This window comes from Lewinella sp. JB7, from assembly GCF_024297185.1.
In the GTDB taxonomy this organism is placed as follows: Bacteria; Bacteroidota; Bacteroidia; order Chitinophagales; family Saprospiraceae; genus Neolewinella.
Genome location: NZ_JANCTD010000003.1, coordinates 191,651 through 209,940, shown reverse-complemented (window position 1 = coordinate 209,940; position 18,290 = coordinate 191,651). Strand labels below are relative to the sequence as shown.

Below are 18,290 nucleotides of genomic sequence, written 5' to 3'. Positions count from 1 at the left end.
CCACCACTCCACCAGGGGTGGAGTGGTGTTAATTCTCGAAAAAACAATTGGGCACCATTTTTCCGCAACAGTTTACGGTCCCGGATTCGGGAGAACGGACTACAGTACATTGATCAGGTACCCGGATCCATTGACGACAAAGTGCAGGAGCATGCAGGCATACAGGCTATTCCACCGGTAGTAGAGGTATCCCAGGGTGATGCCTCCCATGAATAGAGGGAATAGACACGCCCCGGTCCCGTGCATCAGCGCGAAGAGGGTAGCGGAAAGCAAAATGCTTACGTACCAGGGGCTGCCACGCCCCAGTCTTTCCTGGATCAATCCCCGAAACAGGGTCTCTTCCAGCAGGGGAGCCAGGACGCAGATGGAGATGAACGCCGCCCCGGGTGATGCCTGCAGTAGCTCGTTATCTACCGCGTTCGTGCCACGTAGCAGTACGGGAAAGACCGCGACGATCGTGATAGTCGTAACGGTCATGACCGCGTAGTACTTCACTACTTTCTTCATCAGGAAGCGTTGCCATGACCACCGGAGTCTAACCGAACGGTCATGCAGCAGCCAGGCCATACTTACGCCGCCAATGCAAATTAGCTGGAAGCCAATCGCCCGGAAGAAGACGTGCGAAGGAGCGGGCAGTAGTATGCCGGCGGTGTACGCATACGCTGAACTCGCCCCTTCCACTAGCAGACAAACTGCAGCTACCCAGGCCAGATGGTAAAACAGGCCGGATCGGGGATTGAGTGTACCCAGCTTTCCGCCGACTGCCTGCCGCAGAGTGAGGAAGGATTTCAGTTGCATTCTACCCGCTGTTCTACGTGTGTCGTGCCGTAGTACCAGTGGCCGAAGTGGTGACCCAAGCGGTGCGCGTGATGGTACACTACACCGATTAGGAATGCCACCGCAAGAAGGTATAGGCCCGATCGGAGGGCGGAGCGGCTAATGAATGAGGTAGACATATGTTGCTGATTTATACGGAGAAGTTGTTGTGGCAGTAAGGGTATGCGCGCTCCGGATAGCCGCCCGTAGGCGAAATGATTGCCCCGTGGGAAAGGGGTCAGCGCTCGGGTCGGAGGAGGGGCCCTAGGACCGGTGACGGGCCATGACCGTGGCCGCGATGGGAATCCGGGAAACCTCGTGTTCCGAATCCTGCGGGCGGGTAGGGGAGGACGCTACGCGTAAAAACCCCAGCTGCAGCTCCACGCTTTCGTAGTAGGCGTAACTCTGCCGGTCAATACAGAAGTACACCGGTGCGTCCATGGCCTTCAGCTCTCCGATGAGGCGGTACAGCAGACTCCGCGATATACCCAGCTTACGGGCAAACTGTTCCGGCGTGCCGGTCCGCTTAAATTTGATGAGGCGGTGCATCCGCCGCAGACGGTCGAGTTGTTTGGGTAAAGACATAGTGATTAGTGTTTATTCGTGTCGATAAATGCGTGTATTGAATGCCGCAAGCGTTTGCTTCGCGTTTGTTCGCTCGCTCCCGCGTCCCCGCCCCCCTGGTTTAGGCCGCCAGCCGGCGAACGACTCTGCTCGGAAACTGCTTATTCCAGAGTTCCCGGTACTTGCCGGGCTGTCCCAGAAGCGCCTCGTGGGTGCCTTCCTCGATGAGTCGGCCTTCCTGGAGCACCACGATCTTGTCGGCATCCATGACCGTACTCAGGCGATGGGCGATGACGATGATGGTCTTCCCCGCCGCCCGCAGTCGGTGCATCGTTTCCTGGACGAACTGTTCGCTGGCGCTGTCGAGGGCGGAAGTGGCTTCGTCCAGGATGAGTATCTCCGGATCGCGGTACAGGGCCCGCGCGATGGCCAGCCGCTGTTTTTGCCCCCCGCTCAGGTTCGTGCCGTGCTCGCCTACGTAGGTGGCAAATCCGTTCGGCAGCGACTCGATGAAGGTGAGCAATCCGAGTTCCTTACAGATTTGGAGAATCTGTTGCATATCGGGAGTATAGTCACCCACCGCGATGTTCTCGATGAGGTTGCCGGCAAAGAGGCTCAGTTCCTGGGGGACCACCCCGATGCGGGCCCGTAGACTCCGGTTACTCACGTAGGCCAGGTCCACGTCCCCGACGACAATCTTTCCGCCCTTGAGCGGATACAGTTTCTGCAGAAGCGCGGCGAGGGTCGATTTTCCCGAGCCGCTTTCCCCCACCAGTCCGGTGATGCTGCCGACGGGAATGGTCAGGTCAAGACCGTCGAATACCGTTTTACGGGATCCGTATTCGAAGTTCAGGCCCCGAAAGCGAATGTCGCCGATCATGTCCGGAAGTAGATCCATCCGCTCGGTGGATTCCTCCTCCTGCTCGAGATCGATGATCTCGAAGAGGCGGTCCGCGGCGATCAGGGCGTTCTGGATGGTCTTGTTCATGCCGATCAGGCCCTTCGCCGGTCCGGTGAAGTAGCCGATCAGGGCGTAAAAGCCGAGCAGCTCCCCCGGGGAAATGGCCCCCTCGATCACGTAGTAACTACCGACCCAGAGCAGAATGATGGTGAACAGCCGGCTCACCAGTTCCGATGCATTCCCCGAAAAAATGGAGTTCATACCCGAACGGTAGGTCGTTTGCAGCAGTTTTACGAAGCGGCTTTCCGTCTTCAGGTTCGCGTGCTCCTCCAGACCGAGTTGCTTGATGGTGCGGATGGCACTGACGCTCTCGACGAGCTGACTTTCCAGTTCCGCCGACCGTTCCATGAGTTCCCGTTCCCTACTGCGGTTCAGCCGGTTGGTGATCCAGTAGATGGACACGTAGCAGGGAACGACGATCAGAAGCACGAGGGCCAGCTTCCAGTAGTAGGTGAACATCAGCCCGAAGCTGAACAGCACGATGAAGACGTTGACCAGCAGGTTGATCGCCACGTCGTTCAGAAAGGCGCGGATCTTAACGGCATCGCCGATGCGCGAAATGATCTCCCCCGTGCGCATAGTATCGAAGAAGCGTTGTGGGAGCCGCAGCAGGTGCTTGTAGTAGCCCAGGATCAGTCGGGCGTCAATGAGCTGGCCGGACCGCATCACCATCACCGATTTCATCACGCCGATCAGGATGGATACCAGCAGCAGACCCACCATCGTCAGGCTGAGCAGATTAAGTAGTCTTGTATTCTGGTTGATCAGGACGAAGTCCGTAATCTTTTGCAGGTAGATCGAGGTGCTGAGCCCGAGGACCGTATAGACGATCGCCCCGAACAGCGCCTGCAGTAGCGTAGCCCGGTGGGGGTGCAACAGGGCCCGGAAGCGGGCGGCCGTCGAGACGGTCCGGTCGCCGGTACGGAAATCCTCGCCCGGCGCGAGCAGCAGCAGTACGCCCGTCCACGTTTCCCGCCACTCCTCCCAGGACCGCTTCTCCAGGCGGCCGGTGGCGGGGTCCATCACTTGCACGTAGGCATCGGTGACCCGGTACACGACCACGAAGTGGTGCAGGCGCTTGTTGACGATCACGTGGGCCACGGCCGGGAATTCCGCCTCCGTCCGCAGCGCCTCCTCCTCGGCCCGCACGCCCTTACAGGTGAAGCCCAGTTTTTCGGCCGCCTGCATCATGCCGAGCAGGTTCGTACCCTTCTGGTCGGTGCTCGCCAGCTGCCGGATCCGGGCGATGGGCAGGCCCAGTCGGTAGTGGGCTGCGATGCTGGCCAGACAGGCCGCGCCGCAATCCGTAATGTCGTGCTGCTTAATTTTCGTGTTCATCGCGGGTTAGTTGTAGGTGGGGTTGAACCAGTCGTCGAGTTTGTCGTGCAGCAGCTGGAAGAGCGACCGCCGCGTGAGGGTAAAGTGGGCCGTAAGGGTCATGCCCTTGCGAAGGGTGCCGACGTAGCCGTTGCGCAGGCGCAGCGCCCGGTCGTGGAGTTCGCAGGTTACCAGAAATGCCGCGCCGCCGTCCACCTCCGTCACGTCCGTCCCGATTTCGGCGAGCGTGGCCGAGGCCAGTCCCCACTGGTGGTAGTTAAAGGCGTCGAGTTGCAGGCGTACCGGAAGCCCCACCCGGAGCAGCCCGATGTCGGCGGGACTTACGTAAGCTTCCACCCGCAGGGGGCCGTCGGGCGAAACGTGGGCAACCGTTTGCCCGGCGTTGGCGAATGAGCCGGCCGGTAAGCCGCCGGTCTGGGTGAGGTGGCCGTCGACCGGAGCGGTGACGACGTACTGCCGCTGTCGTTCGGCCAACTGGGCCAGTTGCTGTTCGAGGCCGGCGCACTCCCGACGGATGCGGAGGAGCTCCTGGATCCAGCCGTGCTGCTGCCGGCTGACGACTTGTTCGAGTTGTCCTTCCAGCAGGGTCACTTCGTAGGCAGCCTGTTCCAGGTCCATGCGGGCCACCGAGCCGGTTTCCATCAGTTGCTCCTGGCGGGCCAGGTGGCGGCGGGCGTGCGTTAGCTTCAGCGTGGCTTCGTCGTGGCGCCGCCGGTATTCGCGGTAGTCGCGCTGGTAACCGGCGGTACGCAGATCAGGGTAGTCGCTCGCTTGCGAACGCGTGAGCCGCCGGAGGTCCGCGAGCGCGTCCCGGCCTTCGGAAAGTTGGCGGGTCAGGTGATCGGATTCGGTGCCGAGCGCCGCGGTGCTGATGGTCAGCAGGGTATCTCCGGCGCATACGGCCGCGTTCTCGCGGAGTCGGGCCAGGGTCACCTTTCCGCTGACCGGAGTCACGACGGGTGTCAGTTTCCGGGCCGGGCGTAGGATACCCCGGCTCCGGCTGTTGACCTCCACTTCGATCAGGGGTAGGGCGGCGACCACCAGCAACAGGAGCAGGACGACGGTAAGGTAGATGGTGCGTCCCGTTCGGGAGTAGCGGGCGTGCAGGCCTTCGATGTTTCCTTCCACGAGCGGGAAGGGGAAGAGCCGGGGCGCTTCGTGTGACATGGTAGCAATTATTTTGGGCGGGTACGCGGGAGCGGAGAAATCAGGCGGCGGAGAGCAGACGGTTCTGGCAGTAGGCCGTGGTCGTTATCCGGAGCGATACCGTATGGAAGAAGTCGTCGTCCAGTGTCGGGTAGTCACCCGCCCCCAGATAGTAGTCGCCGGGGGGTAAGCGCAGGCCTTCCACGATGTCTTGCGGCAGTCGGTAGGGGTCGGTGAGGGTCAACACACCGTGGCGGAAGTGGTGACGGCGAACCGCTTCGGTCACCGTAAGCCGCCGGAAGTGGACCAGTAAGCGGCCGGTGAGGGCGTCCCTGCGGAGGTAGGCGGTGACTACGGCAGCGGCTTGATCGACGGAGGCCAGCGCCATTTTGCAGATTCCGGTACCCCGGCAGTCGGCCTGTCGGGAAGACCCCAGGCGGACGGTTACGAAAAGTCCGCTGCGGCACTGGGCATGGTATCGGGATAAGGTATCGCTGACGGCAAACATGGCGGGTCGTTTAGGTGAGCGGGAAGTGCTTTCTTCCCTTCGATATGCCAAAGATCAGGGCAACGATCGGGCCTGCCTAGGACACTTTACGGTCCCGTGTTCCGGCACATACGGGCGAGTCCGCGTGCACTATTTCTCGTTAACGATTGATTGTCAGAAAAATATGCATTGACAAAACTGGCGGGCTTACCCGCTTCACGGTCGCCTATTGCTGCGCCGGACGTCACGTCGGACTCACGCCTCAGGAACGGGGGTGGTCTGGTAGTTCCCTAAAATCTACGGCACACCTAGCCGAGAGCGTCGGCCCGCTTCGTCAGCGCTACGAACTCCTCCACCGATACCTGCTCCGGGCGACGGCGGAAGATCTCCTCATTAGCCAGGACCTCCGGCGGGAAGACGGACTTGAGACTGTTGCGCAGCATCTTGCGCCGCTGCCCGAAGGCCGATTTGACAACGTGCTTGAAGGGGCCGTAGAGCTCGTCGGGGATCAGGGGCGTCGGGCGGCGCACCAGGCGGATGACCGCGCTCTCTACTTTCGGGGGAGGGGAGAAGTTGCCCCGACTTACGTTGAAGCACAGCATCGGTTCGTAGCGGACCTGTACCAGCACTCCGATCACGCCGTACACCTTGCTGCCGGCACCGGTGATTACGCGGTCGGCGACCTCCTTCTGGAACATGCCGACCATTTCGGGGATCAGGGTGTAGTTGTCGAGCAGCTTGATGAGGATCTGGCTGGAAATATTGTAGGGGAAATTACCCACCAAGCCGAAAGACCGCTCGCCGTATAGTTCCGGCAGGTCGAGTTTAAGAAAGTCCCCCTCCAGAATGTCGTCGTTAAGCTCCGGGTAGTGGGTACGCAGGTACTGCACCATATCGCGGTCCGCTTCGGCAACCTTCAGGTGAAAGTCGGCGCGGCGATCCAGCAGATGCTTGGTGAGCATGCCCTGCCCCGGCCCGACCTCGAGTACTTCGTCGTACTGTTCGGTGAGTTGCAGGGCTTCGGCGATCTGCCGGGCGTAGTGTTCGTTCGTCAGGAAGTGTTGTCCGTAAGATTTCTTGGCGCGCATGGGGTGAAGGTACGTAGGTCCGGGAGAGGCGCCGGTTTGACTGACCAGGGGATCGAATGACCCGGAGGATGGAAAAAATTGTAAAAAATTTACCCGTGGTCCATCGCGCTGGGAACTCTGCACTCACTTCCCTCCAAAATTGCCCGATAATGGTCGCTGGCCACCCAATCGGACCGCTTACGGACCACATTTTAGTAAGTGCGGATCCCGGCATCATTACTTCTGCATTGTGGGGAATCCGCCAATCTAAAGTCGGGTTTTGGGGTCAAGCGCCCAATCTGTGTAGCTACACGAAAACCCGTATTTATATACTTGTCGTATCAACAATGTGTGCGGCCACCCCATGTCCCCCCCATGGGACAGCGGGTGACCCGTCAACGATTGCTTTACCTAACCCATCACCAACAATGCAAAGATTTTTACCCTTCCGGGGCAACTTACTTATGTTGCTCTGCAGCGTCCTCTCCGTTTCCCTAACCGCCCAAACCCCCTCCGCCTCCGCCCGCTACACCACGCTCAGTCAACGACCGGACGTGGCCGAACACACCCTCAGCCCCGAACGGGGCACCCCCTCCCTCATCGAACTCACGCCCGTTTTTCGCCAGCAGGCCCGCAACCAGCCGGCTACGGACGTCCTGGACGAACTGTTCCGGCTCAGCGACCAACAGGTGACCCCCCGACTCGAGCACACCACCCGCGATAAGTCCGGCCTCCGGGTCGAACGGTACCGGCAGTACTACCGGGGCGTCAAGGTGGAGCACGGCCGTTACAACGCCGTGTACAACGCCGACGGCCTCCAACTCGTCAGCAGTGAGCATTACGACATTGCCCCTTCCGTAGCCGTAACGCCCTCCCTGACCCGCGAGCAGGCCCTGCAGCGGGCCCTGGATTTCGTCGGTGCCCGGCAGTACGCCTGGGAATTCATCCGCGAGCACTACGTTCGCCTGGCCTGGTCGGCCGAATTCCTGGCGCACGTCGAGCGCGAACTGGAAGCCGTACGCCCCGGTGGCGAACTGGTGATCGTGGACGACTACGACACCGAGGAAACCGACCCCGACCTGGCGTGGAAGTTCAACATTTACGCCAACGACCCCCTGAGTCGGGCGTGGATCTACGTCAACGCCCACACCGGCAAGGTGATGCTGCGTGATGCCATCATTAAGCACGCTTCCCAGCCCATCACCGTACGGACCCGCTACGCCGGCGAGCGGCAGATCATGGTGGACCGGCAAACTGCTCTCACCGACCCCCACAACCAATTGCCGCTGCTCGACAGTAGAACCAACGCTCCCGCGACCGCGCCCCTCTACGTCCTGCGCGACGATACCCGCGGAAGTGGCCTGGAAACCTACGACCTCAACGGGCAGGGCGGCATCCCCCTGTCCCTGCCGGCCATTTACGCCCAGGGTAAGGCATTCACCGACGATAACCTCGACTGGAGCCTCGCCGAACACAAACGCGGTGCGCAGAACGAAGCCGAAAACGATGACATCGCCTGGGACGCCCACTGGGGAACCCAAATGGTGTACGACTACTGGCTCAACGTCCACGGACGCCGCAGCTACGACGACAACGACATCGCCATCAAGAGCTTCCTGCACTACGGGGTGGCCTACGACAACGCCTTCTGGAACGGCACCGCCATGACCTACGGAGACGGGAGCTACCAGGGCGGCCTGAACCCCGACGGAACCTTCGCCCCGCTGATGAGTCTGGACGTGTGTGGCCACGAAATCGGTCACGCCATCTGCAGCAATACGGCCGACCTCGTCTACGCCAAGGAATCCGGCGCCATGAATGAGGGTTTCAGCGACATCTGGGGCGCGGCCATCGAAGCCTACGCCATCCGCGCGGTGGATCCGACCCTGGCCGACATTATGGCCCCCTTCGGCATCGGCGAACAGATCGACGAGCGCGACGGAGGAGTACAGTACCCCGCCGCCGGCTGGCGTGCCCTCCGCTATATGGACGAGCCCAACCGGGCCGGTGATCCCGATACCTACGGCGGTGCTCACTGGGTGAACCCCGACTGTAATCCGAACCTGGCGAACGATCAGTGTGGCGTGCACACGAACTCCGGCGTCCTGAACAAGTGGTTCTTCCTCCTCACCGCCGGAGAGAACGGTACCAACGACCTGGGAAACAGCTACACCGTCGGTGGCCTAGGCTTTGAAGTGTCGGAGCGGATCGCCTACGGCACCGAATTGCTCCTGACCCCGAATGCCACCTTCGCCGAGGCGCGGGCGGCTTCCATCGCCTTTGCCCGCAGTATGAGCGAGCAGGGCGGCGGCAAGTGCGGCAACTACGAACAGCAGGTGACCAATGCCTGGTACGGCGTCGGCGTCGGTGATGCCTTTGACTGTGCCCAGGTCGCCGCGTTCACGACGCCTACGACCTTCGTCAGTGAGCGGGTGGAGAACGACAACGGTTGCACCAGCGCCAAATTCGTCTACGTGGAAGCCTCCGTGACGGGCAACGGTAAGGTTAGTCTGGCCGGAACCGCTACCGAAGGCGTCGACTACTACCTCTACAATCCGAGCTACAAGACCGGACCCGGTGGCTTCGGCGTACACAACTTCAAGTTCAAAATCTACTCCGACGGGATCGCCGAAGCCGACGAGACCATCATCATCAGCCTCGGGCAGGGGACTACCCACAAGCTGACCATCCTGGACGACGACGTCCCCCTGACCGTCGGCAACGGAACCGAAGTTCTGCTGGAAAACACCATGCGCTCCGCCACCCTGCCCAGCGGTTGGTCGGCCACCTCGTTCTCCGATAATAGCCCGAACAACTGGTTTACCTCCGTCATTCACGGCGCGGTAGTCAGTCCCTCGCTCCTGGGAGGCATCGCTCCCACACCTACCTACGACGGAAACGACCAGGTAGGCAGTGACATCCTGCTCTCCTCCCCCCTTCTGGACGCTCGGGGTCTGCACGGCATCCAGGTGAGCTTCGACTGGAAAGCGGGTGGAGAAACCGACGTACCTACCGATGTCTCCGGCACCGACGTCATCGCCCAACCCTTCGACTACGGCAACCTGGCCTATTCCTTCGACGGAGAGACCTGGACCGACTTCACCGAATTCGCGCCCTTCGTCGGACCCGCCGGTCTGCCTACCACGGGTAATTTCGCCGACCGGCTGCCGACCTTCCTCCAGGGCACCCGCTTCTACCTCGGATGGCGGTGGCGCAACGACGGGTTGGTCAGTACGGCTTACAGCTTCAGTTTCGAGAACGTACGCGTGACCGCCGAGCAACCCCGTATTGCCACCCGGATCGGATCAGATCAGAGTACCGTATACGGTAACACGACGTCCTACTTCACTACTCCGGACGGTACCGAAGTCCTGGCGGCATACGAGAGCCGGAGCACGCACAACTTCGGCTGTACCACCGTGGAAATACTGACGGAGGGTACCGGTAAGAATCGCTGCTCCGCCGGGGTGTTCATGGACAAGACGTACCGCATTACCTCGCGGTACTTCCGCCCCAACAGCCCGATCACGGTTCGCTTCTACCTCTCGGACGCGGAAGTCGAAGGTTTCGAAAACGCCAGCGGCAAGAGTCGCAACGATCTGCGGGTGTACACTTCGAAGTCCTACGTGTGTTCCCCGAACAGTAAGCCCGAACAAGCCCGACTGACTTTCATCGAGGAGTTGAATGGCGGAATTGAGGTCATCGCTTACCTACAGTCCGCCGGTGACTACTTTTCCATCGGCGCTCCGGACGAGAGCCTACCCTTCCTGCGCGGCGGTAACCAAACTGCCGGGACCGACCGGGCGGGAACCTACCCCAACCCCTTCACCAATCAGTTGGAGATTGCCGTACCCGGCAACGAAGGCGGTACCGCGCGGATCTACGCCCTGACCGGTCAGCTTATGACCACCGAAGTCCTTACCGGCGAACGGACCACCGTGCAGACCGCCACTCTTCCCGCGGGGGCTTACCTCCTTCGCTTGGAACTGAGCGACGGCACCCGGATCGAACAACGGGTGGTGAAGCAGTAAACCGGCTTCCTACTCCTTGAATCACCGGCAGCCCGCTTTCCCGATACCGGGAAAGCGGGCTTGTCGTTTAACCCAAACGCTGCAGCGCCAACCAGGCCAGCAGGCCCGACCCCGTCTCGAGGCAAGCTTCATCGATGTCGAAGGTATCCGTGTGCACCGGACTGCCCCCGTGGGGTGGTCCGTTCACCCCCAGGCGGTAAAAACAGGCCGGCAGGTGATGGGAGTAAAAAGCGAAGTCCTCACCGGTCATGCGGATGGGAAGGTCCACCACTCGTTCCTCACCCAGGAGTTCACGCGCCCGGTCCCGTGCCCAGAGAGTGAGGGCTTCGTCGTTCTTCAGAAAGGGGTAGCCGTGTTCGATGCGCAGTTCCGCGGTCCCTCCCAACGCGGCGGCGATGCCTTCGGCCGTTCGGCGCAGTCGTAGGTGCAATTCCTTACGCCAGTCCTCGTCCAGCGTGCGCAGGGTGCCCTCCAGGTGCACGGCGTTGGGAATGACGTTGGTAGCCCCGCCTTCGCTCTCCACCCGGCCGAAGGTCAGCACTACGGGCAGGGTAGGGTCGGTTTCCCGGCTGACCAACTGTTGCAGGGCCGTGATCACCTGAGCGGTAATGACGATCGGGTCGACCGATTGGTGGGGCATCGCGCCGTGACCACCCCGACCGCGGACGGTGAGGTAGAGCTCATCGGTGCTGGCCATATAAATACCTGACCGGAAACCGACGCTGCCGGCCGCCAGCGGTGGGTGGACGTGCTGACCGAAGATCGCCGCCGGGGTGGGGGAGACCAGTGCACCGTCCCGGATCATCAGGGTGGCACCACCGGGAAGTTTTTCCTCCCCCGGCTGGAAGAGCAGCCGTACCGTACCCCGCAACTGCTTCCGCGATTGCTGCAGTATCCGGGCGGCGCCGAGTAGGGAGGCCGTATGCACGTCGTGTCCGCAGGCGTGCATGACCCCGTCCGTACGGGAGCGGTAGGCAACCTCGTTGGCTTCCTGAATAGGCAGGGCATCCATATCGGCGCGCAGGGCGATGGTCGGTCCCGCGGCTCCGCTGATTTCGGCGATCAGTCCGGTGCCGGCGACCCGGCGGTGGGGAATACCCGACTCGGTGAGCCGGCGCTCTACGTAGGCTACGGTTTCGTGCTCCTCGAAGCTAAGTTCGGGGTTCGCGTGCAGGTGACGGCGGTCGGCGAGGGTTGCTTCCGCTCCTTCCTGGGCCAGGGCGCGGACGCGGGTGCTGCGTTCGTTCATAAGGAGCAAAGATACTTCGACGACAGGGGGCCGGCGACTTATTGGTCATGAGCCCGCCTGCGGTGCTCGTTCACCAGCAGGTGGGCCATACGGGTCGGCTCCGGAAGCTTGTGTTTGCGAAGGCAGTGCCGGGCGATCTCCAGGGCTCCCGCCAGATCGAGCAGGTGACCGGGAGAGACGAAGACGGGTTTCACCTTCGGCTTGGAGCGGAGGGCATAACCCAGCGTATCCGACCCGGCCTGAATCGGAGAAGCATCCCCCCGGTCGGGACCGGGAGCGGTGAATTTACCGGTGAGGATCTTCTTGGCGCACCCCAGGGTAGGTGTACCGGTCACCAGTCCGAAGTGAGTGGCAATTCCCATTCTGCGCGGGTGGGCGATGCCGTGCCCGTCGACCATTACGACATCGGGCCGTTGTTGCAGCTGCTCGTACGCCCGCAGCAGGGTAGGGATCTCCCGGAACGAAAGCAGACCCGGTATGTAGGGGAAGTCTACGGTTTGGGTGAAGTAGGTACTTTCCACTACTTCCAGGCTTTCGTAGTCCAGCACTACGATGGCGGCGTGAAAGATGTCGGAGTATAGGTTGAACGAAATGTCCGCCCCGCCAATAAGTTTTACCGGGCCCGGTAGAGGCTCCAGCCGGATGCGCTCCCGGAGTTCTTTTTGCAGTTGCACGGCCGCCTGGGGATCGAGGTTCCAGTCGTGAAGAGCGGGGGTACTTGCCGAATCTTTTGGGGACATGTTACCTAATTTTTACGCTAACGATCTTGCTGCCGGGGACGAGTTGATCGACAATTTCCTGTCCCTCCACGACGCCGGCGAAGATGGTGTACTTCCCGTCGAGGTGGGGGGTGGGCCGGTGGGTGATGAAAAACTGCACCCCTTCGGTATCCTTGCCGGCACTGGCCATGCCCACCAGTCCCGCGCGATCCCAGTGCACCATCGGGGTCTCTGTAGGCACCGTGAAGTTCTCCGATCCGTACCCGTCTCCCCGCGGTCCGCCGCCCTGGGCGACGAAGTTGGGAACGACCCGGTGAAAGACCCGTCCGTCGTAGTACCCTCGGCCCGCGAGTTCCAGAAAGCTGCTCACGGTAGCGGGAGCGATCTCCGGGTAGAGCTCCAGAACGATCCGGCCGGCCTCGGTCGTGATGACGACCTCCCGTTCGCCCGCCTGCGCCAGCAGTGTCCAGTCGATGGACCGAACCGTGCCGGTGGCCGCCGGTTCCGCCGCCCGGTCCGTACCGGTGAGGGCCGCGTACGCGCGCACGACCTCCGCGTGGGTTTCCAGTTGCCGCGGCAGTTCGAAACTCGCTATCGTCGTGTCCAGCCAACTCAGATCGGGGTAGCGGGAGCGATAGTCCTCCGCGGCGGTAGCGAGAGCGCGGGCCGCGTGGAAGGCCGGTCCCTCCTCGCGACTGGTGATCATTGCTTTGAAGGATTGCGCCAGCTCCCCGCGGACCCGCCCGCTGCTTCCCCGAAAGAATGCGTCAAAGTCCTCCCGGTTACTGATGGACTCCAGGGTTTCGGCGGCGGCCGTCCGCACCACGGGTAAGTCCGTGGCCCCGTACGTTTGGTAGACGGAGCGGTACATCCACGGATATTCCCCCAGTGCACGCAGGGCGGCGGCGCGGACGTAAGGATCGTCGGTGCGTGTAGATCGATCCTGCAAGGCCACTCCAATCCGGTCGCGATAGTCGGTGAGGAAGGGGGAGAGGTGGCGATTCGCCGCGCCGTAGAGCCGCACCGCGACGAGCGGATGAAGATCCTGCTCCGCCAGTTCGAGGTACAGGGGCGCATCCGCTTCGGTACCGTGGTCGACCAGGAAGTCCGCCGCCGTCAGGGCTACCAGGGGATGGCGGTCACGGAGGGCCTCGACCACCGATTCCCGTACGGCGGCATACTCAAATCCGGCGAAAGCCCGGATCACTTCCGTACGTTCCCGCCAGTCGGCACTCTGCTCGAGCCGTCGCAGCAGGGCGATCCTGGCCGCGGGCAGTCCGCTACGACCCAAAGTTCGTACGATGCTCATGGCCACCACGGGGTCCCGTTCCGTCCGCAGGGTCTGGCGCAATGCCCTTTCCTGTATAGTGTCTACGGGGAAGTCCGTCCGGTAGAGGTAATGAGCGGCCGGATGCCTGATTTCCGGGGCGAGGGTAGCGTCGATGACCTGATCGATCATGCTTGCATCCGATGCTTCGCTCCGGTGACCGGCAAGTGCGGCGTAATACATTCCCCAGGCCCGCCCCGCCAGCAGTACGGTGTCGGAAGGGAGGTAAGTTGAAATGCCGGCGAGTTGCTCCGCCACCTCACTACCACCGACCTTGCCGACCGCCTGGAGAACCGCGGCGTCGAAGAGCGGTTGCTCCACGGCCGGGTCGAAGGCACGTACGAGGGGTTCGGCTACGTCCTTCCGCCCGGACTGTCCGAGGGCGTAGGCGGCCTGGATACGGACCGCGGGGGAGGAGTCATTCAGGGTTGTGATGAGCGCTTCGGCGGCCCGGTCGGGGAGGGTAGGGAAACTTCCGAAGGCCCGGGCGGCCAGGTAACGGGCCGTGGGGTCGGCTCCGGAGAGGTAGGTCAGCAGACTATCGGTCTGCCGGTCATTCTGCAGCGTGAGTACCCGGCGCGTGAGGTCGTCGGTCAGATCTATGCCTACGGGACTCTCTACACCATCTTCCGTGGGGGGGATGCAAGTGGTGAGCATCAGGAGCAAGAGGAGAGCGGCGAGCGGGCGGAGCGGCATAAGGTAAAGGTAATATCCTACCTTTGCGGCCCAAATAAAATCAAGATGATCCAACGTATCCAATCCATCTTCCTGGCGCTCGCGGCGCTCTGTACTTTCGGGCTGTTTGCGACCGACGTGGCCGAGACCACCGGCCCCGTGCCCTCCAGCCAGGTCTTCGCCGATGCCCACCTTACCGTGTTCGACAGTCCGCTGTTGATCGGGGGAGTGGCCGCCGTAGGTTTGCTGACGGTCGTCGCGATCTTCCTCTTCGGTAACCGGCGGTTACAGCGGACGCTTTGCACCGTGGCGGTGATTCTTACCCTGGCCTATGCGGCGTACGGGGCGATGTTGTGGTATAACGACTCCGCCTCCACGGAAGCGGAGGCGGAGCCGGGAGTGGCACTGCCCCTCCTTACGATCGTATTCGCCGCGCTGGCCGCACGCTACATCACCAAGGACGAAAAGCTGGTGCGGAGCGCGGATCGCCTGCGGTAGGCGAGATCAGTTCTGCAGTTTGATCTCGTCGTCCTTGCTGTCGAAGAACTTGAAGGTCGTGATCGGAAAATCGTTGTCGGACTGAATGTCCAGCCAGCGGTAGTGCTTCATGTACCACTTCATCTGGGCGCTCGGTAGCCCGCGCTTCAGGTAGGCGGATATGTAGGGATGCACCTTGAGCTTGAGCTTCGCTTTGGGACGGGCTTCCATGATGAAATTGAGGTCGCGCTCGATCTCATCGGTCAGTAAGATGGTGGCGTTCACCTTTCCCGTTCCGTTGCAGGTAGGGCACTTTTCGGCGGTCGTGATCTTCACTTCCGGGCGTACCCGCTGCCGGGTGATCTGCATTAGGCCGAACTTGCTGAGGGGCAGGACGGTGTGCTGGGCCCGGTCGTTCTTCATGGCGTTGCGCATGGTCGAGGCCAGTTTCTTGCGGTGCTCGGCGTCGCGCATATCGATGAAGTCGATCACGATGATGCCTCCGATGTCGCGGAGCCGCAACTGACGGGCGATCTCCTCGGCGGCTTCCAGATTGATCTTCAGTACGGCCTCCGCCTGATTCTGGCTCGGCATCTTGTTGCCGCTGTTAACGTCGATGGTGTGCATCGCTTCCGTATGCTCGATCACGATGTAGGCGCCGCTGGCCATCGTGGCGGTCTTGCCGAAGCTACTCTTGATCTGCTTGGTCACTCCGTGGGCGTCGAAGATGGGACGGCTGGCCTTGTGCAGGGATACCAGATTCGGTCGGTCCTTCGCGATGTCCTTCACGTACTCCTTAATGGTTTCGTAAAGGTCCTTGTCGTCGACCACGATCTTGGTGAAATCAGGCGTGAGCAGGTCCCGCAGTAGGCCGGTGGTCTTGTCGACCTCACTGAGCAGCTTAGCGGGTGGCGTGGCGCCCTTGGCGCTGTCGATGATGGTTTTCCACTTGGCCATCAGGCTGTTGACCTCCTCCAGCAGCTCGCCTACGCCCTTGCCCTCGGCGGCCGTTCTCACGATCACTCCGAAATTGGTGGGGCGGATGCTTTCCACGAGCAGTTGCAGGCGCTTACGTTCCTCGCTCGTGCTGATCTTTTTGGACACGGCTACCGTCTCGCTAAACGGGGTAATGACGAGGTAGCGACCTGGAATGGTGATTTCGCAACTGAGCCGGGGCCCCTTCGTGCTGATCGGTTCCTTCAGTACCTGGGTCAGGACGACTTGTTTCTTGGAGATGACCTCGTCGATCTTGCCGGTCTTGACGATCTCCGGCTCGTACTTCACTTTTTCCAGCAGGTGGCTGGGCAGTTTGCCCTTGATCGCGCTTTCGGCGAAGGTCTGGAGGGTACGGACCTTCGGGCCCAGATCGGTGTAGTGCAGGAAGGCGTCTTTCTTGTGCCCGATGTCCACGAAGGCGGCATTCAGGGGGGCGGTCACGCGTTTGACCCGTCCGATGAATACGTCGCCGACGGTAAATTGATCGGTGGACCGCTGTCGGTGGATCTCCACCAGTTTTCCGTCTTCGAGCAGGGCAACTTCTACTTCTTTGCCCGTGCTGGAGACGATCATTTCTTTTTCCACTGTCGTACAGGGTTGGGTAGATACACAAATTCCCCCCGCAGCGAATATCTGGCGGGGGGATGCATGGTGCATCCGGTATGAAAATACATACCCAAAAACCGGTGGGACGGGACCAGCAATAGCGGTCGAGCTAGAAACGACGAGAGTGAAACTACGTCTAGGGTTCGGCTGGGGGTAGACCGCCGCACGTGAGGGTCACGGCAGGTGGCGGAAAATATCTTGGCGGCTGCGGCGAAACGGTATTCGGTCGACGCGGCACGGAAAGGGGCCGTAGAAGTAAGAAATGGGATCGACCCAAGGTTCTCGATAAAGGGTAGCGCGACGGCAACGCCTATGGTCGCCTCACACCGGTCACGACCGGGGAACTCATGAGTGCCCCGGTCGCCTATGGTATGGTGCTAGTACGGACTAGCGGTTCTTCTTCTTGTGACGGTTCTTGCGCAGGCGCTTCTTCCGTTTGTGGGTAGCAATCTTATGACGCTTCCGCTTTTTTCCACACGGCATATTCTGTCGTTTAAGTTATTGAAAAAGGGTGATAATATAGAGAACTCACGATTAAATACAAATCGTGAGCGGGATTGGTTCTGTCGGCGCACCGCTGTCGGCGCGAACGCGGGGACAAAGATACGCAGAAATCCAATACCGGGCGGCTACTCCAGCAGGGCGGCGCACTTTCGGGCGTAAATATCCGCCTCGCCCGCGCGTCCGAGATTTTCGTACACCCTGGCCAGGGGGCATACGACATCCGGGTTATCGGGGGCGAGCCGATCGGCCGTCGCCAGCCGTTCCGCGGCGCGGTCGAGCTGATTAGTCTTGATGGCCAACTGAGCCAGGGTGATGTACACCTGGGGATAGTCGGGGTACTGCTGTTCGAGTTCGCGCAGCATCAGGATGCCCTTCATCGGATTGTCGGGGGGCGGGTTATCCGTATAGGTGACCGCCAGATTAATGCGATTCTCGGGGTTCTCGGGATTGAGGCTGATGGCGGCCTGGTAGGCTTGTTCGGCCTGGGCGGCGCAGTACTGCCGGGTCTTGTCGTCGACGCCCTCCTGACGCAGGCACAGACTGAAGGTCGTGGCAGTAATGCTCCAGGCGTCTTCCGTATTCTCAATTTCGGCGATGCGGGCGGCGTAGGCCCCGGAGATCGAAGGCTTACCGGCCTGGTACCATTCGCTGGCCAGTTGCTGCAGCACGGCTACCCGGGCCGAATCGTCCTGCTGGGACTCGAGGCGTTCTTCCAGGGTGGCGAAGGTGGCTTTCTGGGCGGGGGTGAGTTCGGCGTGGGCGTCCCGGATCAGGGATTGTACGCCGGTCGTTGCCACCGGGCCGCGGTTGAACCCATCTTCCATTTCGGGAGGACGAACGGGGCATCCCCAGTAGGTAATCAGTACGAGTACGAGGGCAATCCCGGCCGCGATCCACTGGGGCTTGCGCATCAGTCCAGGTCGCTTTCGTCGTCGGGCAGGTTAGACACCTTGTCCTTCACCTGCTCCACGAAGATTTTGGCGGGCTTAAAGGCCGGAATGTAGTGCTCGGGGATCTCGATGGCCTTATTCTTCTGGATGTGGCGACCGATCTTTTTGGCGCGCTTCTTTACGATGAAGGATCCGAATCCGCGGATGTATACGTTCTCGCCATCGGCGAGACTACCCTTGACTTCTTTGAAGAAACTTTCCAGGCTCACCAGGACGTCGACTTTCGCTATGCCTGTCTTATCGGCAATATTTGCAACTAAATCGGCTTTTCTCATTATCTAAATTTTGTCTTCGCTTACGGGTTCTCAAAAGAGTCGCAAATATCCGCTTTTTACCCGGATATCTCCCCATACACCGAACTATTTCTTTTACAATCA

14 protein-coding genes are annotated in these 18,290 nt (G+C 61.1%); 2 read left to right on the top strand and 12 right to left on the bottom strand.

Going from position 1 to position 18,290, the window contains the following annotated elements; all coding sequences use genetic code 11:
- Window positions 1-99: 99 nt before the first annotated feature.
- The 6 genes from NMA52_RS07030 to rsmA all read right to left on the bottom strand — a co-directional run bounded on the left by NMA52_RS07030 (window position 100) and on the right by rsmA (window position 6,400).
- Window positions 100-798, bottom strand: a complete 699-nt coding sequence (locus NMA52_RS07030) for a CPBP family intramembrane glutamic endopeptidase (protein WP_254826948.1) — start codon at window positions 796-798, stop codon at window positions 100-102.
- 282 nt (window positions 799-1,080) lie between these two features.
- The gene (locus NMA52_RS07025; protein WP_254826947.1) at window positions 1,081-1,401 is read right to left on the bottom strand and encodes a hypothetical protein; all 321 of its coding nucleotides are present in this window, start codon (window positions 1,399-1,401) and stop codon (window positions 1,081-1,083) included.
- Window positions 1,402-1,501: 100 nt separating this feature from the next.
- Window positions 1,502-3,679 (bottom strand): peptidase domain-containing ABC transporter, encoded by a 2,178-nt coding sequence (locus tag NMA52_RS07020; RefSeq protein WP_254826946.1) that lies wholly within the window; start codon window positions 3,677-3,679, stop codon window positions 1,502-1,504.
- Window positions 3,680-3,685: 6 nt separating this feature from the next.
- Window positions 3,686-4,846 (bottom strand): HlyD family secretion protein, encoded by a 1,161-nt coding sequence (locus NMA52_RS07015; RefSeq protein WP_254826945.1) that lies wholly within the window; start codon window positions 4,844-4,846, stop codon window positions 3,686-3,688.
- Between the two features lie 40 nt (window positions 4,847-4,886).
- Window positions 4,887-5,333, bottom strand: a complete 447-nt coding sequence (locus NMA52_RS07010; protein ID WP_254826944.1) for a hypothetical protein — start codon at window positions 5,331-5,333, stop codon at window positions 4,887-4,889.
- A gap of 287 nt (window positions 5,334-5,620) precedes the next feature.
- On the bottom strand, window positions 5,621-6,400 hold the full coding sequence (gene rsmA, locus NMA52_RS07005; protein WP_254826943.1) for a 16S rRNA (adenine(1518)-N(6)/adenine(1519)-N(6))-dimethyltransferase RsmA: 780 nt from the start codon (window positions 6,398-6,400) through the stop codon (window positions 5,621-5,623).
- Window positions 6,401-6,807: 407 nt separating this feature from the next.
- Between rsmA and NMA52_RS07000 the strand changes: the two genes are divergently transcribed.
- A complete protein-coding gene (locus NMA52_RS07000) occupies window positions 6,808-10,410 on the top strand; it encodes a M4 family metallopeptidase (protein WP_254826942.1) in 3,603 nt (1,200 codons plus the stop codon).
- Between the two features lie 67 nt (window positions 10,411-10,477).
- On the opposite strand, the gene NMA52_RS06995 is transcribed toward NMA52_RS07000, so the two are convergent.
- Genes NMA52_RS06995 through NMA52_RS06985 form a run of 3 tightly spaced genes read right to left on the bottom strand, consistent with a single transcriptional unit; the run spans window position 10,478 to window position 14,401 of the window.
- Window positions 10,478-11,659 (bottom strand): M20 family metallopeptidase, encoded by a 1,182-nt coding sequence (locus tag NMA52_RS06995; protein WP_254826941.1) that lies wholly within the window; start codon window positions 11,657-11,659, stop codon window positions 10,478-10,480.
- Between the two features lie 38 nt (window positions 11,660-11,697).
- A complete protein-coding gene (nfi, locus tag NMA52_RS06990) occupies window positions 11,698-12,399 on the bottom strand; it encodes a deoxyribonuclease V (RefSeq protein WP_254826940.1) in 702 nt (233 codons plus the stop codon).
- 1 nt (window position 12,400) lies between these two features.
- Complete coding sequence (locus NMA52_RS06985; RefSeq protein WP_254826939.1) at window positions 12,401-14,401, bottom strand: peptidylprolyl isomerase; 2,001 nt, start codon at window positions 14,399-14,401, stop codon at window positions 12,401-12,403.
- Between the two features lie 45 nt (window positions 14,402-14,446).
- Between NMA52_RS06985 and NMA52_RS06980 the strand changes: the two genes are divergently transcribed.
- Window positions 14,447-14,878, top strand: coding sequence for a DUF4293 domain-containing protein (locus tag NMA52_RS06980; RefSeq protein WP_254826938.1), 432 nt, complete (start codon window positions 14,447-14,449; stop codon window positions 14,876-14,878).
- A gap of 6 nt (window positions 14,879-14,884) precedes the next feature.
- Here the strand turns inward: NMA52_RS06980 and NMA52_RS06975 are convergent, their stop codons facing one another.
- The 3 genes from NMA52_RS06975 to NMA52_RS06965 form a co-directional block, all read right to left on the bottom strand.
- Window positions 14,885-16,438: an Rne/Rng family ribonuclease gene (locus NMA52_RS06975; RefSeq protein WP_254826937.1), complete on the bottom strand. Its 1,554-nt coding sequence runs from the start codon at window positions 16,436-16,438 to the stop codon at window positions 14,885-14,887.
- Window positions 16,439-17,088: 650 nt separating this feature from the next.
- Window positions 17,089-17,874 (bottom strand): tetratricopeptide repeat protein, encoded by a 786-nt coding sequence (locus NMA52_RS06970; protein ID WP_254826936.1) that lies wholly within the window; start codon window positions 17,872-17,874, stop codon window positions 17,089-17,091.
- Window positions 17,874-18,188, bottom strand: coding sequence for an HU family DNA-binding protein (locus NMA52_RS06965; protein WP_254826935.1), 315 nt, complete (start codon window positions 18,186-18,188; stop codon window positions 17,874-17,876). Before NMA52_RS06965 ends, NMA52_RS06970 begins: the two co-directional genes overlap by 1 nt.
- Window positions 18,189-18,290: the final 102 nt, after the last annotated feature.

Excerpts from the sequence above, each read along its gene's own strand:
- NMA52_RS06965 (WP_254826935.1), bottom strand. The coding sequence starts at position 18,188 with ATGAGAAAAGCCGATTTAGTTGCAAATATTGCCGATAAGACAGGCATA.
- NMA52_RS07010 (WP_254826944.1), bottom strand. The coding sequence starts at position 5,333 with ATGTTTGCCGTCAGCGATACCTTATCCCGATACCATGCCCAGTGCCGC.
- NMA52_RS07020 (WP_254826946.1), bottom strand. The coding sequence starts at position 3,679 with ATGAACACGAAAATTAAGCAGCACGACATTACGGATTGCGGCGCGGCC.
- NMA52_RS07030 (WP_254826948.1), bottom strand. The coding sequence starts at position 798 with ATGCAACTGAAATCCTTCCTCACTCTGCGGCAGGCAGTCGGCGGAAAG.
- NMA52_RS07000 (WP_254826942.1), top strand. The coding sequence starts at position 6,808 with ATGCAAAGATTTTTACCCTTCCGGGGCAACTTACTTATGTTGCTCTGC.
- NMA52_RS06980 (WP_254826938.1), top strand. The coding sequence starts at position 14,447 with ATGATCCAACGTATCCAATCCATCTTCCTGGCGCTCGCGGCGCTCTGT.
- nfi (WP_254826940.1), bottom strand. The coding sequence starts at position 12,399 with ATGTCCCCAAAAGATTCGGCAAGTACCCCCGCTCTTCACGACTGGAAC.
- NMA52_RS06985 (WP_254826939.1), bottom strand. The coding sequence starts at position 14,401 with ATGCCGCTCCGCCCGCTCGCCGCTCTCCTCTTGCTCCTGATGCTCACC.
- NMA52_RS06970 (WP_254826936.1), bottom strand. The coding sequence starts at position 17,874 with ATGCGCAAGCCCCAGTGGATCGCGGCCGGGATTGCCCTCGTACTCGTA.
- NMA52_RS06995 (WP_254826941.1), bottom strand. The coding sequence starts at position 11,659 with ATGAACGAACGCAGCACCCGCGTCCGCGCCCTGGCCCAGGAAGGAGCG.
- rsmA (WP_254826943.1), bottom strand. The coding sequence starts at position 6,400 with ATGCGCGCCAAGAAATCTTACGGACAACACTTCCTGACGAACGAACAC.
- NMA52_RS07025 (WP_254826947.1), bottom strand. The coding sequence starts at position 1,401 with ATGTCTTTACCCAAACAACTCGACCGTCTGCGGCGGATGCACCGCCTC.
- NMA52_RS07015 (WP_254826945.1), bottom strand. The coding sequence starts at position 4,846 with ATGTCACACGAAGCGCCCCGGCTCTTCCCCTTCCCGCTCGTGGAAGGA.